Consider the following 17,630-nt stretch of genomic DNA (forward strand, 5'->3'; position numbering starts at 1 on the left):
GCTTTTCTCTATATAAAAGGAGATTTTCAAGTTAAGATTGCGGTACAGTCATATCACCAGAGTGAATACGACCTGCTTTTTTAAGAGCAATGTAAAGTATATAAGAAACAGCTACTGGAATGACGATATAAGTGATTACCATCGCCGGGACAACTTCCCATCCCTCACTGGAAATTAAATTAATTGGTGCGATAAGAGAACTTAATCCAAGACCTGCAATTTCTTTTCCTGCTTCCAGTTGGAAAATTAATGCTGATACTGGACCAACTATTGCACTGGCGACGACAGTTGGGACGAGAATCATTGGATTTTTAGTGATATTTGGCAACTGTACTTTTGGAGTACACAGAGCTTGAGCTAATATACCACCTAAATTATTTTCTTTCGCTGAGATGACAGAGAATCCGATAAACTGAGCAACGCAGCCTGCAAGAGCAGCACCACCTGCAACACCGTCTAAGCTAAGTGCAATCGCTAACGCAGCTGATGAAGCTGGTGAGATAAGTAATAGTCCCCAAACGACTGCAATGACGATAGAAGCGATAAACGGGCTACCAGCTGAACTATCTTTAATGAATGCTCCAACTGCATTTAAAACAGGAGTAATATTATGAGATAACCAAATGCCGACTAAACCAGAACCTAATATTGCCGCAAATGGAACGAGCATCATATCTAACGCAGTTTTTCCACTTAAACGTTTACCAATATATACAGCTAAAGTCGCTGTTAATAATGCACCGATTGGCTCACCTGTTTTAATAATTAGACCTGCTTCAGTAATTGAAATGGATCCGGCACCAATTGCTCCAGCTACCATAGCCGAGAAAATTACAAGACCGTTTGCACCGAGCATAAAAGCAATTCCAGCACCAATGGCTGGTGCCATAAGTGATTTTGCAACAACTCCGATTGTAATAAGCAACGGAATATCAACAATTCTTCCTATATTTTCGATTAGTAAACCAATTCCAAGGGATACGAAAATACCTTGTGCGATTCCAGCTGATGCTTTAAATACACGAGACATTATATATTCCTTCATTTGTTTCACCTTCTCCTATAAGTTAGTAGCTAATTGTTTTCATATAATCACGTAAAATGTCGTTTGATTTTGCGAATCGAGATTCTTCATCCTCTGTTAAATTTAGTTCTACAATTTCTCTTATACCATCTCTAGTAATAATAGCTGGTACTCCTGTACAAATATCATATTCACCATACTCACCATCTAAAATAGCTGATACAGCAATGACACGATGATCATCGTTAAAGATTGAGCTCGCAATATATGCTAAAGAATTTCCGATTCCGTAATAAGTAGTACCTTTACGTTTATAAATTTCCCATCCGGCTTTTGCAGTCTTCTCAACAATTTCATCTAAATCTATTTCACCAAATCGTTCTTTTTGTTCTTCTAAGATTTGCAGAATTGGTTTTCCACCAACAGTTACGTGTGACCAAGCAACCATTTGAGAATCACCATGTTCCCCTAATGAATACCCGTGAATACTACGAGGATCTACATGTAACATTTCAGATAAAATTGTTCGTAAGCGAGAAGAATCTAGTGATGTACCAGTACCGATTACACGATTTCTAGGTAATCCAGATAATTTCCACACTTCATATGTAATAATATCAACTGGGTTCGATGCAAGTAAGAAAATACCATCAAATCCACTTTCCATTACGCCGCCAACAACACTTTCCATAATCTTCGCGCTTGCTCCTAAAGTATCTAAGCGACTTTGCCCTGGTTTTGGTGCTGGTCCTGCTGTAATAATAACGATGTCCATATCTTTGCAGTCTTCATAGCTTCCTGCATATACTTTTGTTCTTGTATTTGTAAAGTTAATGCAGTGTGATAAATCCATTGCTTCCCCAACTGCACGTTCATGATTTATATCAATTAATAATAGCTCTTCGCAAATGCCTTGATTGACAATGGAATATGCACAACTTGATCCAACTAATCCAGTACCGATAATTGCAATTTTTCTTGTATGTCTTTTCATAGCAATCTCTCCTAATTGATCATATAATCTATTTCTTTTGTTCTTTACACCCTTAATTATAGAGATTCCCACGATAGAAACCATGGATACTTTGTGAAATATTGAACAAAGTTTTTGTCCTTTTTGTGAATTGTTATATTCCATTTTCGTCATATTTGTTACAACTGGAAAAATATTTATTATGTATTTATTGACATATACAAAAAGAAAACGAGCGAATAAATTCACTCGTTTTCTTTTCCTTATTGTTCCATACTTAATTGACTTTTTAATTGTTGTACAATCATTGGATTCGCAGGTGCTGCTGGCTTATAATAACTCTTTTGCTTTGCGTACTCGTACATATTACGTTGACGCATCTCATCCTGATTACGAATTTGAATTAACGTTTGGTGTAACTGTTCATTATCAGACTGAGCAATATAATTTGCATAACTTGTTAAACTTGCATTTAATCCTGCTAAATAATCATTTACCATATCTTTTTCATTCATCTTTCTCTTCCTCCTATCCTAGGAAAGTCATTAATTGCTGTTTCGTATTTCGTGCATCTTGTGCATCTTTTTGTAGCATTTGTTTCAGTTGTGGATCCGTACACGTCTGTGCATACTGCTCCAACTTGTTAATAATTGTTGCGTGTCCACCAATTAAATGACGTAAGTTTTCTACTTCAAGCTCTGTTAAGTTTTGCATAGGATACTCCTACCTTTCTTCTTTCATTCTCCTTTAGTATTCTGTTCTTTTTAAATCGTATTCATGAAAAAGCTCTCTTACATTTCAAATCAGTCACATCTATTTATAAATACAAAAAAATGTTATACTTACAGAAAAATACAAACATTCAAAAGCTACCCTTATAATAACAGCATAATCCTCAAACAAACCATGGTAGGAAGGTGTGCTCATACAAAAATATGTTAAAGTTATCTTCTTTATCATTTACGCAATCCTCTATGTAAAACTGTTGATTGATATATTAACTTTAAAGCCATTACTCACTTCTATTCCTTTACATATGTTATTTCTCATTTGTTTTTTATTCATTGCGCTTAACAACTATAAAAACCGTAATACTACGTTTTTCTTAGTATTTATTAGTGCAACTCTATTAGTAAGTATTAGTTTCATTAAACGTATTCTTATATAAAGGAGCAATAAATATGAAAACACATGACTTCCTTACAGAAATCCAGAAGGGCTCTGAGCCTAGTCCATATCAAGATCCTATCGTATTCAGTTTCGTTTGCTTTTTCTTAGCCATATACACATTTTTCAAACCTGCAAAATAATATCATTTAACAAAAAAGAGCCTCTAAACCACTAGAGCCTCTTTCTCATCTAATATCTTCTTTTCAAAACTACGATAGTTAAAGCATAAGAACAAAGTACTCCTGCTAATAAAAATGCATTTGCTAATTTATACTGTTCGCCTGTTAACGAATATAGATTCCCAATTAAAAAGATAACTAAAAAATCACTTCTAAGGTTTTTGTTTGCCTCGCTTCTTATTCACGTAATCCTTTAATAAACGTTTCCAACAATACATGTAAACTTGTATCTAAATCTAATGGCAGACCAAATCCGCCCTGCTGTTCAATCGACGCAAATCCATGACAAATACTTCTGAATCCGCGTGTCGCATGAAGTGCATTCTCTCCTTCTAAATCGTACTGTTGTAAGACCTGAAGACAAAGCTTTACAATTCCGTCACCTGCTTTTCTTACTTCTTCATCTCGTAAAAAAGTTGCTTCATACAGTCCAGGATGTTTACGTACGAATGCTACATACGCTTCTCCTAAAGCATGAATTGCTTCATCCATATGTTTATCCTCGGCCGCTTCTTCCAGCTTGTTATGCAGCTGTCGTATTCCGTAAATACCAAGATGTTTACGTACATCTTGTAACCCTTTTACATGATTATATAGTGAGGGAGAACGTATCCCTAACCTTTGCGCTAATGAAGCTAACGTTACTTCTTGTATTCCATTTGCATCTGCTATTTCTGCTGCTGTTTCTACAATTTTTTGTAATGTAAGTCCGATTCTGGGTGACATAAATTAACCCTCTTTCCTACTTTCTATATTCCGCTTCGCTTCTTTAATAGCAAGCTCTATGAAAGCCCCTGGATCGTTTATCATTTTTCCATGTCCTGCCGCAAGCAAGGAAGGCTCATATTCTCTTAACTTCTCTGCACTTTGTAATGATATGTCTTTGCTCCACGTTGCCATCGCCGGAAACGGAAACCAAAATTTCATTTGTCCTGAAACAGCCATACCTCCTCTTGTTTGAAATGCATCCCCAACAATAAGAGCTTTATTTCGTATATCAAGAAACGACATGGATCCTGGCGTATGTCCCGGTGTCATAATCGCAAGAAGCGATCCCACTCGGTCGCCATCTTCTAATAAAACATCAGGTGCCGTTTTCACCTTTTTAGGTACACCGCCTTTTATTGGCGTATTTGGTTCATCCTTTTGTAACGTCGTATCGCCTTCTAACAGCTTTGCGTCCCGCTTAGAAATATAGACTGGAACATTAGGCAGTACTTCCTTTAATGCGTCTAATGCACCGATGTGATCATCATGCGCATGTGTTAATACAATATTCGTAATTGGTTTCCCTATTTTTTCAGCCGCCTGTAAAATTCCTTTTGCGCTATATGGCAAAGCCGCATCAATTAAAGTTAAACCATCTTCTTCCTCGACAAAGTAACAATTCACAGGAAACACTCTTGGCAAAAATGACAATTGATATACCGTTTTTTCATGTATCACTCTCATATTTCCAGCTCCCTTTTCACAAAACTAATACTATTAGTTTTATTATACTAATGGCATTAGTTTTATGTCACTAAAAATTTCATTTTTTCAAAAAAAAAAAAAAAAAGAACAGTAGTCGTATAAACGACTACCGTTCTTTAAAGGTATTAAACTGTGTAACGCTCATCTTCTAAAATTTTCGCAGCAATTTCACGTTTCTTCGGAATTACGTTAAGTGGTGTGTGGCGAGTTAATTTACGTAATGATGATAACATCATGCGCAGCATGTCGCCGTTTTCAACTGCAATAAGTGTTTCTTTCGCATCTGCTTCGATTTCGTTGAATGCTTCTTGGCAGAATACCTCAGTGTATAACACTTTTTGTTTATTCTTTTCAAGACCAGTTGTTTTAATTGCTTTTTCTGTACGAAGAACAGCTGACTCCATTGCGTATAGATTGCTTACGATGTCAGCGATATTCACAAGGATTTCTTGCTCTTTATCTAATGCTTTACCATATTTTTGAGCAGCTAATCCAGCTACCATTAAGCCGATTTTCTTCGCATTAGTTACTAAATATTTTTGAAGTGCTAATGGCTCATCGCCTACTTCTTCTGGCATCATCATCATTAACTCTTCTTGTAATTTTTGTGCTTTTTGAAGAAGTGGTAATTCACCTTTCATCGCTTTACGTAAGAACGTACCTGGTACGATTAGGCGGTTAATTTCGTTTGTCCCTTCGAAAATACGGTTAATACGAGAATCGCGGTACATTCTTTCAATCTCGTACTCTGCCATAAATCCGTAACCACCGTGAATTTGAACACCTTCATCTACTGTATAATCTAGTACTTCAGAACCGAATACTTTATTTAAAGAGCACTCGATTGCATATTCAGCGATAGAAGCTGCTACTGCTTTACCATCTTTTACTTCTTCTTCAGATAATGTGCTCATGCGGCTTTCGAATAACCCTACTGTACGGTATACAGAGCTTTCAGCTGCATATGTTTTTGCTGCCATATTCGCAAGTTTCTCTTGAATTAATGGGAAGCGAGCGATTGGTTGTTTGAACTGTTGACGTTGGTTTGCATATTGTGCTGAAATTTCTACTGCACGTTTCGCAGATCCAACTGTACCAACACCTAATTTATAACGGCCGATATTTAAAATGTTGAACGCGATAATATGACCTTTACCGATTTCACCAAGTAAATTTTCTTTCGGTACTAATGCATCTTCTAAAATTAACGTACGAGTTGAAGAACATTTAATACCCATTTTCTTCTCTTCTGGACTTGTAGATACACCAGCATATTCTTTTTCTACGATAAATGCCGAGAAGTGCTCACCATCTATTTTTGCGTACACGATAAATACGTCAGCGAATGCAGAGTTTGTAATCCACTGTTTTTCACCATTTAATACGTAATGTGTACCTTCTGCATTTAAACGTGCAGTTGTTTTTGCACCTAATGCGTCAGATCCTGAACCTGGCTCAGTTAATGCGTATGCAGCTAATTTTTCACCAGTTGCAAGTAATGGTAAATACTTTTTCTTTTGCTCTTCGTTACCGAATAATACGATTGGTAACGATCCGATACCTACGTGAGCACCGTGAGTAATTGCAAAACCACCAGCGCGCGAGAATTTCTCTGCGATTAACGCTGAGCTTACTTTATCAAGTCCAATTCCGCCGTACTCTTCTGGTACGTCAGCGCCTAATAAACCAAGTTCCCCAGCTTCTTTTAAAAGACGAACAGAACGATCAAACTCATGTTGCTCTAAATATTCAAGCTCTGGAAGAACTTCATTTACGATAAAGTCCTCTGTCGTTTTTGCAATCATTTTATGCTCAGATGAAAAATCTTCTGGCGTAAACACTTGATCAATCGTAATCTCATCTACTAAAAAGCTACCGCCTTTAACCGCATTTCCTACTGTTTTTTCCATGAAAATTTCCTCCTTCATATTTTCATAAGCCGCTTCTCTCATTTTGAAAGAAGCTGGCTCTCCCGTTTATTTTTTATAAATCTTTGTTGCTTCCATTCTTTGCATTGGCAGCGTCTCGTTCTGAGCAAGCCACCTGCACTTTTTATAATCCAGTTCCAGCGGCTAGAATGTTCGGTGGCTTCGCTTCTTCCTGCGAGGCAAAAAGCGCCTCTACGTCTGAAGCTCCATCCCCCTCACATTCTGAGCGAGCCGCTTCCACTTTTTTTTATAGTAATTCAAACACTCCCGCTGCTCCCATTCCGCCGCCGATACACATTGTTACGATACCGAATTGTTCGTTGCGGCGTTTCATTTCGTGAATAAGAGATAGCGTTAGTTTTGCTCCTGTACAGCCAAGTGGATGTCCAAGTGCGATTGCACCACCGTTTACGTTTACTTTTTCTTCATCTAATCCAAGTTCACGAATAACTTGGATGGATTGAGAAGCGAATGCCTCATTTAACTCGAATAAGCCGATATCCGATAGTTCTAAGCCAGCTAGTTTTAAAGCTTTTGGAATGGCAGCAATTGGGCCGATTCCCATTACTTCTGGCGGTACGCCAGCTACTGCAAATGAACGGAATTTCGCAAGTGGCTTCATACCATCGCTCACTGCTTTTTCACGGTCCATTAATAGTACAGATGCTGCACCGTCACTCATTTGTGAAGAGTTACCTGCTGTTACAGAACCGCGAACGTTAAATGCTGGACGTAATTTACCTAAAATGTCTAGTGTCGTCTCTGCTCTTACACCTTCGTCTTGTGCGAAAATGATTGTTTCTTCTTGCAGTTTGTTATTCGATCCAACAGTACGTAATGTTACATCTACAGATACTGTTTCATCAGCAAAGTTACCTGCAGCTAATGCTTTCGCAGCACGTTGATGACTTCTTACTGCAAATGCATCTTGCTCTTCACGAGAAATTCCATATTTCACAGCAACTTGCTCTGCTGTATGTCCCATACCCATATAATATTCTGGAGCTGCTTCTACAAGGCGACTATTAGGACGAACAACGTGTCCCATCATTGGAACTAAACTCATTGATTCCGCTCCGCCTGATAATACCGCTTCCGAGTGACCAAGCATAATGCGCTCTGCTCCGTAAGCGATACTTTGTAAACCTGAAGAACAGTAACGGTTAATTGTAATGGCTGGAACATCGTAAGAAAGTCCTGCTAATCCGCCTATATTACGAGCCATATTTAAACCTTGCTCTGCTTCTGGCATCGCACAACCGAAAATTAAATCATCGATTGGCCCTTCATAATTCGCACGCTTTAACGTTTCTTTTACTACTAACGCCCCTAGATCGTCAGGACGAACTGTTTTTAATGAACCCCTCTTTGCTTTTCCAATTGGTGTTCTTGCTCCCGCAACAATGACAGCTTCTCTCATGAACGATATCTCCCCTCGTTATTAGTTACGTAATGGCTTTCCTTTTACAAGCATGTGCTGCATTCTTGCTTGTGATTTCATCTCACTTACTAAGCTAATAAATGCTTCACGTTCTACATCTAATAAATACTGCTCATCAACTTCTGTTCCGTACGGCACTTTTCCGCCTGCGATGACATATGCAAGTTTCTTCGCAATATGAAGGTCGTACTCTGAAATGTAACCAGATAAATGCATTGCTTCTGCACCAAGTGCAAGAGTTGCATATCCTGTTTCACCAACAACCGGTATTTTTTTGCGGATCGGCGCTTTATAACCAGCTTCATATAAAGCAAGTGCTTTCTGTTTCGCATCGTATAGTAAGTGATCACCATTCACACTAATACCGTCTTTATCACCTAAGAAGTTATGAGAAACCGCTTCTTGTCCTGAAGTTGAAACTTTCGCCATTGCGACTGTTTCGAACACTTTATTTGCAACTTTTTGCAGATCAAACTCTACGCCGTTTGCCATTTTATTTAAGTGTTTAATGTATAGCTCTTTATTACCGCCTCCGCCAGGGATTAAGCCAACACCAACTTCTACTAAGCCCATATACGTTTCACTAGAAGCTTGAATGCTCGCTGCTGGTAAACATACTTCTGTACCTCCGCCAAGCGTCATACCGTATGGTGCTGCTACAACTGGCTTAGAAGAGTACTTAATTTTCGTCATTGCATCTTGGAAGTTTTTCACAACCCACTCAATTTCAAAGTAGTTGTCATCTTGTGCTTCCATTAAGATCATTGCTAGGTTCGCACCAACGCAGAAGTTCTTCGATTGGTTACCGATAACAAGACCTTTATAATTCTTTTCTACTTCATCAACAGCGTAGTTAATCATTTGCGTAATATCCATACCGATTGCATTGCTCTTCGAATGGAATTCTAAACAAAGGATGCCGTCGCCTAAATCAATTAAGCTCGCTCCGCTATTTTTCTTTAATACGCCATTTTTCGCTTTTAATTGCTTAAGAGAAATCGCCTTTTTATTACGTTCGATTAGCTTATATTCGCCATTATCGTAATAGTAGCTATCGCCGTTATCATGTTTATAGAAAGTAGTGAAACCTTTCTCTAACATTTCTTTCACCCAAGCCGGAACAACTGCGCCGTTTTCTTCCATCTTTTGAACAGACTTTTCAACGCCAATTGCATCCCAAACTTCAAATGGTCCTTGTTCCCAGCCAAAGCCCCACTTCATCGCTTGGTCAATTGCAACGATATCGTCAGCAATTTCTTTATGAAGTTTTGCAGAGTATAAAAGAGTTGGTGTAATGATGTTCCATAACAACTCTCCTGCGCGGTCTTTCGCATATACAAGCGCTTTCAATTTATTCGATAAACCTTTTTCTTGTTTACTTAACTCGATAGAAGCAGCTTTTAATTTTTTGCGAGCTTCGTACTCCATCGTTTCAGGATTTAATTCTAAAATTTCTTTTCCTTGCTTTAAGAAGAAGCCTTGACCTGTTTTGCTTCCCAGCCATTTTTTATCAAGCATGTCATGCATGAAAGCTGGTACTTTAAATACATCACGCTCTTCTTCTTGTACGTTTTCATATACGTTATTTGCAACGTGTACGAATGTATCTAAACCGACAACATCTAATGTACGGAACGTTGCGCTCTTCGGACGACCAATAAGTGGGCCTGTTACAGAATCAACTTCCCCAATGCTATAGCCGCGTTTTACCATCTCTTGAAGAGTTACTAATAAACCGTACGTACCGATGCGGTTTCCAATAAAGTTTGGTGTGTCTTTTGCGATAACAACGCCTTTTCCAAGAACGTCTTCGCCAAATAGTTTCATGAAGCTTAATACTTGTGGATCAGTTTCTTTCGTCGGTATTACCTCTAGAAGTTTTAAATATCGTGGTGGGTTAAAAAAGTGTGTGCCTAAGAAGTGTTTCTGGAAGTCGTCTGAACGACCTTCTGCCATTTTTTCAACTGAAATGCCTGACGTATTCGAGCTTACAATAGAACCTGGTTTACGAACAGCATCTACTTTTTCAAATAGTGTCTTTTTAACATCTAAGTTCTCAACTACTACTTCAATAATCCAATCTACATCGGCAAGACGCTCAAGATCATCTTCTAAGTTACCTGCTTCAATCAGTGCTAGATTTCCTTTCACTGTCAGAGGAGCTGGTTTTTGCTTTAATAGTTTTTGCAATGCTGTATTACTAAAACGATTTCTCACACTTTTATGTTCTAATGTAAGTCCCTTCGCTTCCTCTTCTTTCGTAAGCGCAGGTGGTACAATATCAAGCAATAATGTCGGAATACCAATATTAGCTAAGTGTGCCGCAATCCCCGAACCCATTACGCCTGAACCTAGAACAGCAGCCTTTTTAATTTGGAACATCCAATTCTCCCCCTATTCTTGAATGAATGCTCATTCAATTTTTCGACATAAGTCGCAATCAATGAGTGAGCCTCTACTAATAAATATATGATACAGTTTGAATTTTCGCAATATATTTATTGATAAAATTTTCTGAAATAAATATATTTCTTTCATTTGGCTATGCTATATATGTATTTTCTTCACTCAAATACACTTTCCCTTTTTATAATCTGACGAAACTGGAGGAATATATATGGCAAAACTTAAGAAGAACCCTTCAAAGGCTGGAATTAGTGCAGCAAGTGTGACAGGAAACGCTGGTCCAACTGATCGAGGCGTAGAAAAAGGACGTCAAGGTAATAACCAGCAATATAAGAAGCATAATATGGGCGAAAAATAACGCTATATTTTTGGGCAGAGAACGTGGCATAATGGGTAATGGCTGCTTTTTCTGCCCAATTTATTTGTAACAAATGAGGGAATTATATTGAAAAGAACATTAGTTATGATTGTAATGATTGCAACATTATTTACAGGGATGATTTTCTTCTCTTATGCACAAAGACAACAAACTGTAAGAGCCGATCAACCTAGTATTACTGGGCAATACGGAATTACAATCGATGCAGACACAGGTGAAATTTTGTATGGAAAACGGGAAGATGAACGCTCTTATCCGGCTAGTATAGCCAAAATGATGACAACCCTTCTCCTACTAGAGAATGTAAAAGAAGATGAAGAAATTACAGTTACAGAAAACGCGATTAAAACAGAAAGTCAAAGTAAGAAAATTAAGCTTCGTGCTGGGGAAAAATTAAAGCGTGATGAGGCATTAAAACTTATGCTTATCATTAGTGCAGACCCAATAGCCGAGTCAATTGCAGAACATATCGCAGGATCAAAAAATGAATTTGTGAAAATGATGAATGCTAGAGCGAAGGAACTTGGTACAAAACATGCGACTTTCAAAAACGCAAGTGGTGCTGATGCACTAGGAAACAAAGTATCACCATATGACATTGCTATGATTACGAAAGAAGCATTAAAGTATCCAGTTGTTTTAGAACATATGAATTCAACACGTACAACTCTACATACTTCAGAACGCTCTCCCAAAATCGCAAACTATGGACGAGAAGAACTATATGACGATCCATATGCAATTGGAAGTAAAAGCGGTCTATCAGCACTCGGAAAATATACAGTCGTAACAGTGGATGAAAAAGACGGTAAACGCGTCATTAATGTTGTATTATCTTCTACTCGCGCGCAACTATATCCTGATACGAAGAAAATGGCACATTACGCATTTCAGCAATTAAAATAACCAAGGAGTATTTTCTCCTTGGTTATTTTTTAACCATACCTTTTAACACGAACGCAACGTTTGCTGGGCGCTCTGCTAGACGACGCATGAAGTAGCCATACCAGTCGTTTCCATAAGGTACATAAACACGCATTTTGTAACCTTCTTTTACTAGCTCAAGTTGACGCTCATTACGAATACCATATAACATCTGGAATTCAAATTGGTCTCTTGGGATGTTGTGTTCTTCGGCAAGTTTTTTCGTATATTCAATAATCGCTTCGTCATGTGAAGCAATTGCAGTATAATTTCCATTTAATAAGTGCATTTTAATAATTTTTTTATAGTTATCATCTACATCTTTCTTATCCGGGAACGCTACCTCTTCAGGTTCTTTATAAGCTCCTTTTACAAGACGTAAATTAGGACTATAAGCATTTAATTCTTCCATATCTTTTTCTGTACGATACAGGTAAGCTTGAATAACAGTACCAATATTATCGTATTCAGACTTTAACTGCTTAAAGATATCAATCGTCTTCCCGCAGCGTGTATAATCTTCCATATCAATTGTAACAAACACACCATTTTCTTGTGCAGCTTCCAAAATACGGCGCATATTGTTCATTACGATTTCATCAGAGATATCTAATCCCATAGAAGTCATCTTTAAAGAAAGCTGCGAATCCAAACCTTCTCTTCCAATTGCACGGATCGCTTCAATCGATTGGTTAGCCATTTCATTTGCTTCCGCTTCATTATCAACGAATTCCCCTAAATAATCGATTGTTACACAAAGACCTTGCTTGTTCAATTGTTTAATAGCTGCTGTCGCTAATTCAATCGTCTCCCCTGCGACAAAGCGACCTGCTCCAAAACGTAAACCGTACTTTTTAGCCAGTTTTGTTAGCGCTTTATTTTTAGATAAGAAAAGAAACGAATTTCGCATTAATTGTTCCATGTAATTCACCCCTATGACTTAATTTATCTGTTTTTTACCCCTCTTCAAAATTATATCATTGTTTAAAATTATTGGATACAAATAATTATTTAGATAATTTATAAAATACTATAAAAACATTTAAAACCCTATATTCTCGCTTCTTAATATGAAGGGAATATTTTTCGACATTTAGAAAAATAGAGTTTAATAGGCACAAAATAAGCATGTCGAAAATATTCGACATGCTTATAAAACCCTTTATATTCCATGTAAATTATATAAAGATATTATTAAAGAAAACTTGAGGTAACATTCACCTCAAGTTTTCTCACTGCTCATTTCTCTTCTCTTCATTCATTTTTTTAATATCCGTAATTAGCTTCACCATCTCTTCTTTCGCATCTGGATACGTCTCATTCCAGTGCTTTACTAAAGCCGGCATCGTCTTAGCTATGTAAGAATACAGTGCCCACTTCTGTACCTGTTCTTTTCTCTCTTCATTGCTCTCTCCGAGTAATAGTTCCGTGTATTTCTCTAACAACCCGTCAAATTGTTCGTTAAACTTTTCACTCATCTTATCTACCTCCTATATGAAAAAAGCAGCGAAGATCGCTGCTTTTCCTTATAACTTTGATCGAACAGAGTTTAATTTCTTCTCCATTGTGCTTACTTTATCACGGCGATCATCGATACGAATTGTTGTTGCAACGCGCTGTGCACCTTTCGTATATGGAACTTCATGCATTTGTTGAATTACTTCTAGAATGACAGGAAGATCTCCTTCAATAATTGTATTCATTGGTGTTAATTGATACTTCACACGATCTGCATTTTTCTCAAGCACCTTTTGTACTTCTGCTACATATTCACTAACACTTGGATTACCTGTTCCTACTGGAATAATCGATACGTCAACAATTGCCATAGTAGTTTTCCTCCTATAATTGCTTCTTATATATCCATTATCTATTTTACCGAAATACGCATCATTTTACTAATTTGTTATTCCTCTATTTTAAATTGCTCAACCAATCTTTCTAAGTCTCTCATATGCTCCGTCAAGCTTTCCATCGTATGAGCTACCTTTTCTAGATGATTCACTTGTGATTCAGTTGCAGCATTTACTTCTTCCGAAACAGCTGCACTTTCTTGACTCGTACCAGCAATTGTATGCATTACCGCTGTAATTTCTCCTTGTTCGTGACCAATGTTATGTACCTCTTCTACAATTTGTTCCACTGAAGTACTAATCGTATTGACAACTGACATAATTGTACGGAACTCCGCCTCTGCTTCTGTCGTAACATTATTTTGTATATCCGCAATATCTTTTAATTTACTTACAACTTCTACAACTCGCCTTACCTCTACTTGTACATCACCAATCATCGTCGCAATTTCTACTGTTGCTTCTTTTGATTGTTCCGCTAATTTCCGAACCTCTTCAGCAACGACAGCAAAGCCTTTACCTTGTTCACCCGCACGTGCCGCCTCGATTGAAGCATTTAAAGCAAGTAAATTGGTTTGATCCGAAATACCTTTTATAAGCTCTACTACATTTTGAATCGATCCAACTCTTTGCTCTAACTTACCAGATGCTTCTTCTGTGTGAACAACAATCGAAGATGATTGGCCCCTTGTACGAACTAAATTACGCATCGTATTTAAGCCTTGCTTAGATGCCTCTTCAGCTTTGCCAGCCACGTCTTTTATGTCACCGACTGAATTATTCATTTGTTCCACTGACTGCGCCATATTCTCGAGCTGCTCTGAAACTTCATCTACACTATTAGCAAGCGTAGAAGCTCCTCCGCTCACATCATCCATTGCACCTGACACTTCTCTACTAGCGGCTACAGTTTCATTCGTTAAATAATGTAGATTGCTCGTTGATTGTTGCACTGTTGATACACTATTTTTAATTTTACTTACCATTTCATTCATTTGCTCAACCATATGATTAAAATGGTTCGTCAGTTCTCCAACTTCATCCTTACTTGTCACTTTCATTTGCAATGTCAAATCACCTTCTGCTACTTTTTGAACGTGATTCGTTAATAGTTGCAGCGGTCTTGCTAATCTTCTTGAGAACAAGTATGAAGCTGCGATTCCAACTAATAAGCTAATACATGCCATTATAATGACTGTATTTCTCGTACTATTTAATAGCCCATCAATCGTTTCTTTCGGGTAAAAAATTCCTATCTTCCATTTCATCAAATCAAATGACTGACTATATGCAACTACATCTTCACCTTTTAATGTAGTGACAGCATATTTTGTTACATCTTTATTTAAACTCTTCACAAGTGGCTCTTTCGAAACATCTTTCCCGACTTTCTCTGGGTAAACAAGAGCCATATTTTTATCATTTATAATAAACATTTCTCCGCCATTATTGTATTGAATATTATGAAGTAACTTCTGAATTGTTCCGAGCGATACATCCATTGCAACAACACCTATTACAGATCCATCTTGAGCTGTAATTGCCTTAGAAACCCCCACACTTAGCTTACCTGTAGCAATTTCATACATAGGTTGTCCCCAGTGAACCTTCTTCACATCAGCTTCTGAGTCTTTATACCAAGGTCTTGTCGTTGGATCATAACCTTCTGGCACTTGTCCACCTTCAGCAAGATTGGCACTTAATGTTTTTTTATCTTTCGTACCAATATATAAGTCTAAAATGCCAGGATGATTCTTTTTATACTCCGAAAACTCTTTCGTCAAAAAAGCTTCCTCTTCTGGAGTAACTCCGTCTTGAAGCATATTACGAACCATCTCACTGTTCGCATAATACCCCATATCTTCATCCGTTCTTTGAACAAATGTTGTAAGTTGCTCTGTCACAAGATCCATCGTATTTTGAGAATACTGGTCTAAGGAGCGCACTTCCTTCTCTTTCTGTAATTCATACATAGCTGTACCCAATATTACGAACATCATAGAAATAAGTACCGAAAATACTACCGCAATTTTTAAACGTAAACTTCTTAACATATCCCCCAAAGCATCCCCTTCGCATTGAATTTAAATCTTATTAATCATTATATTAAGTATAATAGATAAAATTAAAAAATTGAAACTAATTCTCACCTCAATCTGAGTAGAAAACCTACTACTACTTGTGCAAAAACAAATAGTTCATTATCCTTAAACTATATAATCTCATTCGTTCGGAGGGAACTATGTTACAAAAATTCGGTTTCTCACAATATGAAAGCCAAGCTTACGAAGTTGTCGTATCAAGCAACGAGCCATTAGATGCTACAACGATTGTGAAGCATTCTGGCGTTCCAAAAGCCAAAATATATGAAGTGCTTGCACGCCTAATCGATAAAGGAATGGTAATGGATTCCGTTTCAGAGAAGAAGAAGATGTATACAGCATTACCACTCAAGCTAGCAATTGAAAAGTTAACGACAGAATTTCAATCCAATATTAAAGAATTAGAGACAACTATATCGAAAAAATCATTTACAGATGATCGTGTATGGAGCTTAAAAATGCAATCTTCTATTCGCGTTCAAAGTAAAGAACTCATCGAAAATGCAAAAGAATCGATCCGCATTTCAGCTTGGAACGATACTCTTTTAGAATATCTTCCGTTATTAGAAGAAAAGGCAAAACAAGGGGTCAAAACCGAGTCCCTTATCGTCGGAAACGTAGAAACAGACTTAGAAAACATGCATTTTCTAATCCCAGCTGAAGAGCCTAACGCGCTAGAGCGCTACTTACTACTCATCGTTGACGACCGTGAAATTTTATTTGCTGGTGTAGAGCAAGAGTCATGGCAAGCAATGAAAACAATGTCACAACCTTTCGTGAAGTTCTTTACAGAATTTTTCTATCATGACGTTGCACTTGCGAAGATTACCCAGAAACACCATGATCTCTTTATGGAAGATGAGGAAATTAAGAGTTTGTTGATGAAGTTGAGATACTAAAAAAACGCCTCTATTACAAGGCGTTTTTTTCTACATTTCTTTTCTATTTTTCATCCTTAACACATAAGCACCCGCAATAATAAAACCAATTCCTAAAACGAATAAAGCGGTAAATTCATTGCCGACGCCGCCAGTAGCTGGTAAACGCACTTCATTATGAGTATTTGGTTGTTGCATTGGCTTCACATCAGTGGCAGGTTTCACTTCTTCATTCGGTGTTGGCTTATTTGGCTTAGAAGGAAGCGATGCCTTTTCTTCTTTCTTATTTTTCACAATATGTTTAATAATTTCTCCATCCTTTTTTATTTCAAATGCGAATGTCTCTTCATTTATTACATATCCATTCGGCGCTATTGTTTCTTTATACGTGTACTTTCCGTATGGTAATTTGAATTTCGCTATACCTTTTTCATCCGTTTTCCCTTTTACTACTTCTTTTCCTTGTTCGTTGTAGATTGTAAATTCTGTATTTGGCAGTTTCGTATTCCCATCTGCTACATCTACTTTCGTTATTTCTAACTCACCTTCTACCTTCTTATCTTGAACGATATGTTTAATAATTTCTCCATTCTCTTTTATTTCAAATGCGAACGTCTCTTCATTTATTACATATCCATTCGGCGCTATTGTTTCTTTATACGTGTATTTTCCGTATGGTAGTTTAAATTTCGCTACACCTTTTTCATCCGTTTTTCCTTTTACTACTTCTTTTCCCTGTTCGTTGTAGATTGTAAATTCTGCATTTGGCAGTTTCGTATTCCCATCTGCTACATCTACTTTCGTTATTTCTAACTCACCTTCCACCTTCTTATCTTGAACGATATGTTTAATAATTTCTCCATTCTCTTTTATTTCAAATGCGAACGTCTCTTCATTTAT

At 37.3% G+C, this 17,630-nt stretch carries 17 protein-coding genes; 3 read left to right on the forward strand and 14 right to left on the reverse strand.

Going from position 1 to position 17,630, the window contains the following annotated elements; all coding sequences use genetic code 11:
• Positions 1-31: 31 nt before the first annotated feature.
• The 9 genes from V7S50_RS20500 to V7S50_RS20540 all read right to left on the reverse strand — a co-directional run bounded on the left by V7S50_RS20500 (position 32) and on the right by V7S50_RS20540 (position 10,570).
• Complete coding sequence (locus tag V7S50_RS20500; RefSeq protein WP_000666170.1) at positions 32-1,045, reverse strand: PTS transporter subunit IIC; 1,014 nt, start codon at positions 1,043-1,045, stop codon at positions 32-34.
• A gap of 22 nt (positions 1,046-1,067) precedes the next feature.
• Positions 1,068-2,018 (reverse strand): L-lactate dehydrogenase, encoded by a 951-nt coding sequence (locus tag V7S50_RS20505; RefSeq protein ID WP_431169591.1) that lies wholly within the window; start codon positions 2,016-2,018, stop codon positions 1,068-1,070.
• 242 nt (positions 2,019-2,260) lie between these two features.
• The gene (locus V7S50_RS20510; protein WP_001002988.1) at positions 2,261-2,512 is read right to left on the reverse strand and encodes a spore coat protein; all 252 of its coding nucleotides are present in this window, start codon (positions 2,510-2,512) and stop codon (positions 2,261-2,263) included.
• A 13-nt stretch (positions 2,513-2,525) separates the two neighbouring features.
• Positions 2,526-2,711, reverse strand: a complete 186-nt coding sequence (locus tag V7S50_RS20515; protein WP_001180555.1) for a hypothetical protein — start codon at positions 2,709-2,711, stop codon at positions 2,526-2,528.
• 812 nt (positions 2,712-3,523) lie between these two features.
• Positions 3,524-4,072, reverse strand: a complete 549-nt coding sequence (locus tag V7S50_RS20520) for a TetR/AcrR family transcriptional regulator (RefSeq protein ID WP_071715985.1) — start codon at positions 4,070-4,072, stop codon at positions 3,524-3,526.
• Positions 4,073-4,075: 3 nt separating this feature from the next.
• Positions 4,076-4,798, reverse strand: a complete 723-nt coding sequence (locus tag V7S50_RS20525; protein ID WP_242254749.1) for an MBL fold metallo-hydrolase — start codon at positions 4,796-4,798, stop codon at positions 4,076-4,078.
• Positions 4,799-4,944: 146 nt separating this feature from the next.
• Positions 4,945-6,729 carry an acyl-CoA dehydrogenase family protein gene (locus V7S50_RS20530; protein ID WP_000416287.1) on the reverse strand — a complete coding sequence of 595 codons (1,785 nt, stop codon included), beginning with the start codon at positions 6,727-6,729 and terminating at the stop codon, positions 4,945-4,947.
• Positions 6,730-6,994: 265 nt separating this feature from the next.
• Positions 6,995-8,167: an acetyl-CoA C-acetyltransferase gene (locus V7S50_RS20535; RefSeq protein ID WP_001206342.1), complete on the reverse strand. Its 1,173-nt coding sequence runs from the start codon at positions 8,165-8,167 to the stop codon at positions 6,995-6,997.
• Positions 8,168-8,188: 21 nt separating this feature from the next.
• The gene (locus V7S50_RS20540; RefSeq protein ID WP_063222153.1) at positions 8,189-10,570 is read right to left on the reverse strand and encodes a 3-hydroxyacyl-CoA dehydrogenase/enoyl-CoA hydratase family protein; all 2,382 of its coding nucleotides are present in this window, start codon (positions 10,568-10,570) and stop codon (positions 8,189-8,191) included.
• 235 nt (positions 10,571-10,805) lie between these two features.
• Here V7S50_RS20540 and V7S50_RS20545 point away from each other — a divergent pair, with 235 nt between their 5' ends.
• Positions 10,806-10,952 (forward strand): YuzL family protein, encoded by a 147-nt coding sequence (locus tag V7S50_RS20545; protein WP_001096347.1) that lies wholly within the window; start codon positions 10,806-10,808, stop codon positions 10,950-10,952.
• Positions 10,953-11,039: 87 nt separating this feature from the next.
• Positions 11,040-11,879, forward strand: a complete 840-nt coding sequence (locus V7S50_RS20550; RefSeq protein ID WP_242254751.1) for a D-alanyl-D-alanine carboxypeptidase family protein — start codon at positions 11,040-11,042, stop codon at positions 11,877-11,879.
• 22 nt (positions 11,880-11,901) lie between these two features.
• Here the strand turns inward: V7S50_RS20550 and V7S50_RS20555 are convergent, their stop codons facing one another.
• The 4 genes from V7S50_RS20555 to V7S50_RS20570 form a co-directional block, all read right to left on the reverse strand.
• Entirely contained in the window at positions 11,902-12,819 is a 918-nt protein-coding gene (locus V7S50_RS20555) for a proline dehydrogenase family protein (RefSeq protein ID WP_098555391.1), read from the reverse strand.
• A gap of 310 nt (positions 12,820-13,129) precedes the next feature.
• The gene (locus V7S50_RS20560) at positions 13,130-13,375 is read right to left on the reverse strand and encodes a YusU family protein (RefSeq protein ID WP_063222157.1); all 246 of its coding nucleotides are present in this window, start codon (positions 13,373-13,375) and stop codon (positions 13,130-13,132) included.
• A 48-nt stretch (positions 13,376-13,423) separates the two neighbouring features.
• Entirely contained in the window at positions 13,424-13,726 is a 303-nt protein-coding gene (locus V7S50_RS20565) for an MTH1187 family thiamine-binding protein (RefSeq protein ID WP_001018860.1), read from the reverse strand.
• Between the two features lie 77 nt (positions 13,727-13,803).
• Positions 13,804-15,804, reverse strand: coding sequence for a methyl-accepting chemotaxis protein (locus tag V7S50_RS20570; protein WP_242254753.1), 2,001 nt, complete (start codon positions 15,802-15,804; stop codon positions 13,804-13,806).
• Between the two features lie 188 nt (positions 15,805-15,992).
• Between V7S50_RS20570 and V7S50_RS20575 the strand changes: the two genes are divergently transcribed.
• Positions 15,993-16,751, forward strand: coding sequence for a TrmB family transcriptional regulator (locus V7S50_RS20575; protein WP_098555395.1), 759 nt, complete (start codon positions 15,993-15,995; stop codon positions 16,749-16,751).
• 30 nt (positions 16,752-16,781) lie between these two features.
• Here V7S50_RS20575 and V7S50_RS20580 read toward each other — a convergent pair.
• Positions 16,782-17,630 (reverse strand): SpaA isopeptide-forming pilin-related protein (locus V7S50_RS20580; RefSeq protein ID WP_336376466.1); only part of this gene is annotated, 849 nt, incomplete at its 5' end.

It is taken from the genome of Bacillus sp. CCNWLW194 (assembly GCF_037120585.1).
In the GTDB taxonomy this organism is placed as follows: domain Bacteria; phylum Bacillota; class Bacilli; order Bacillales; family Bacillaceae_G; genus Bacillus_A; species Bacillus_A basilensis.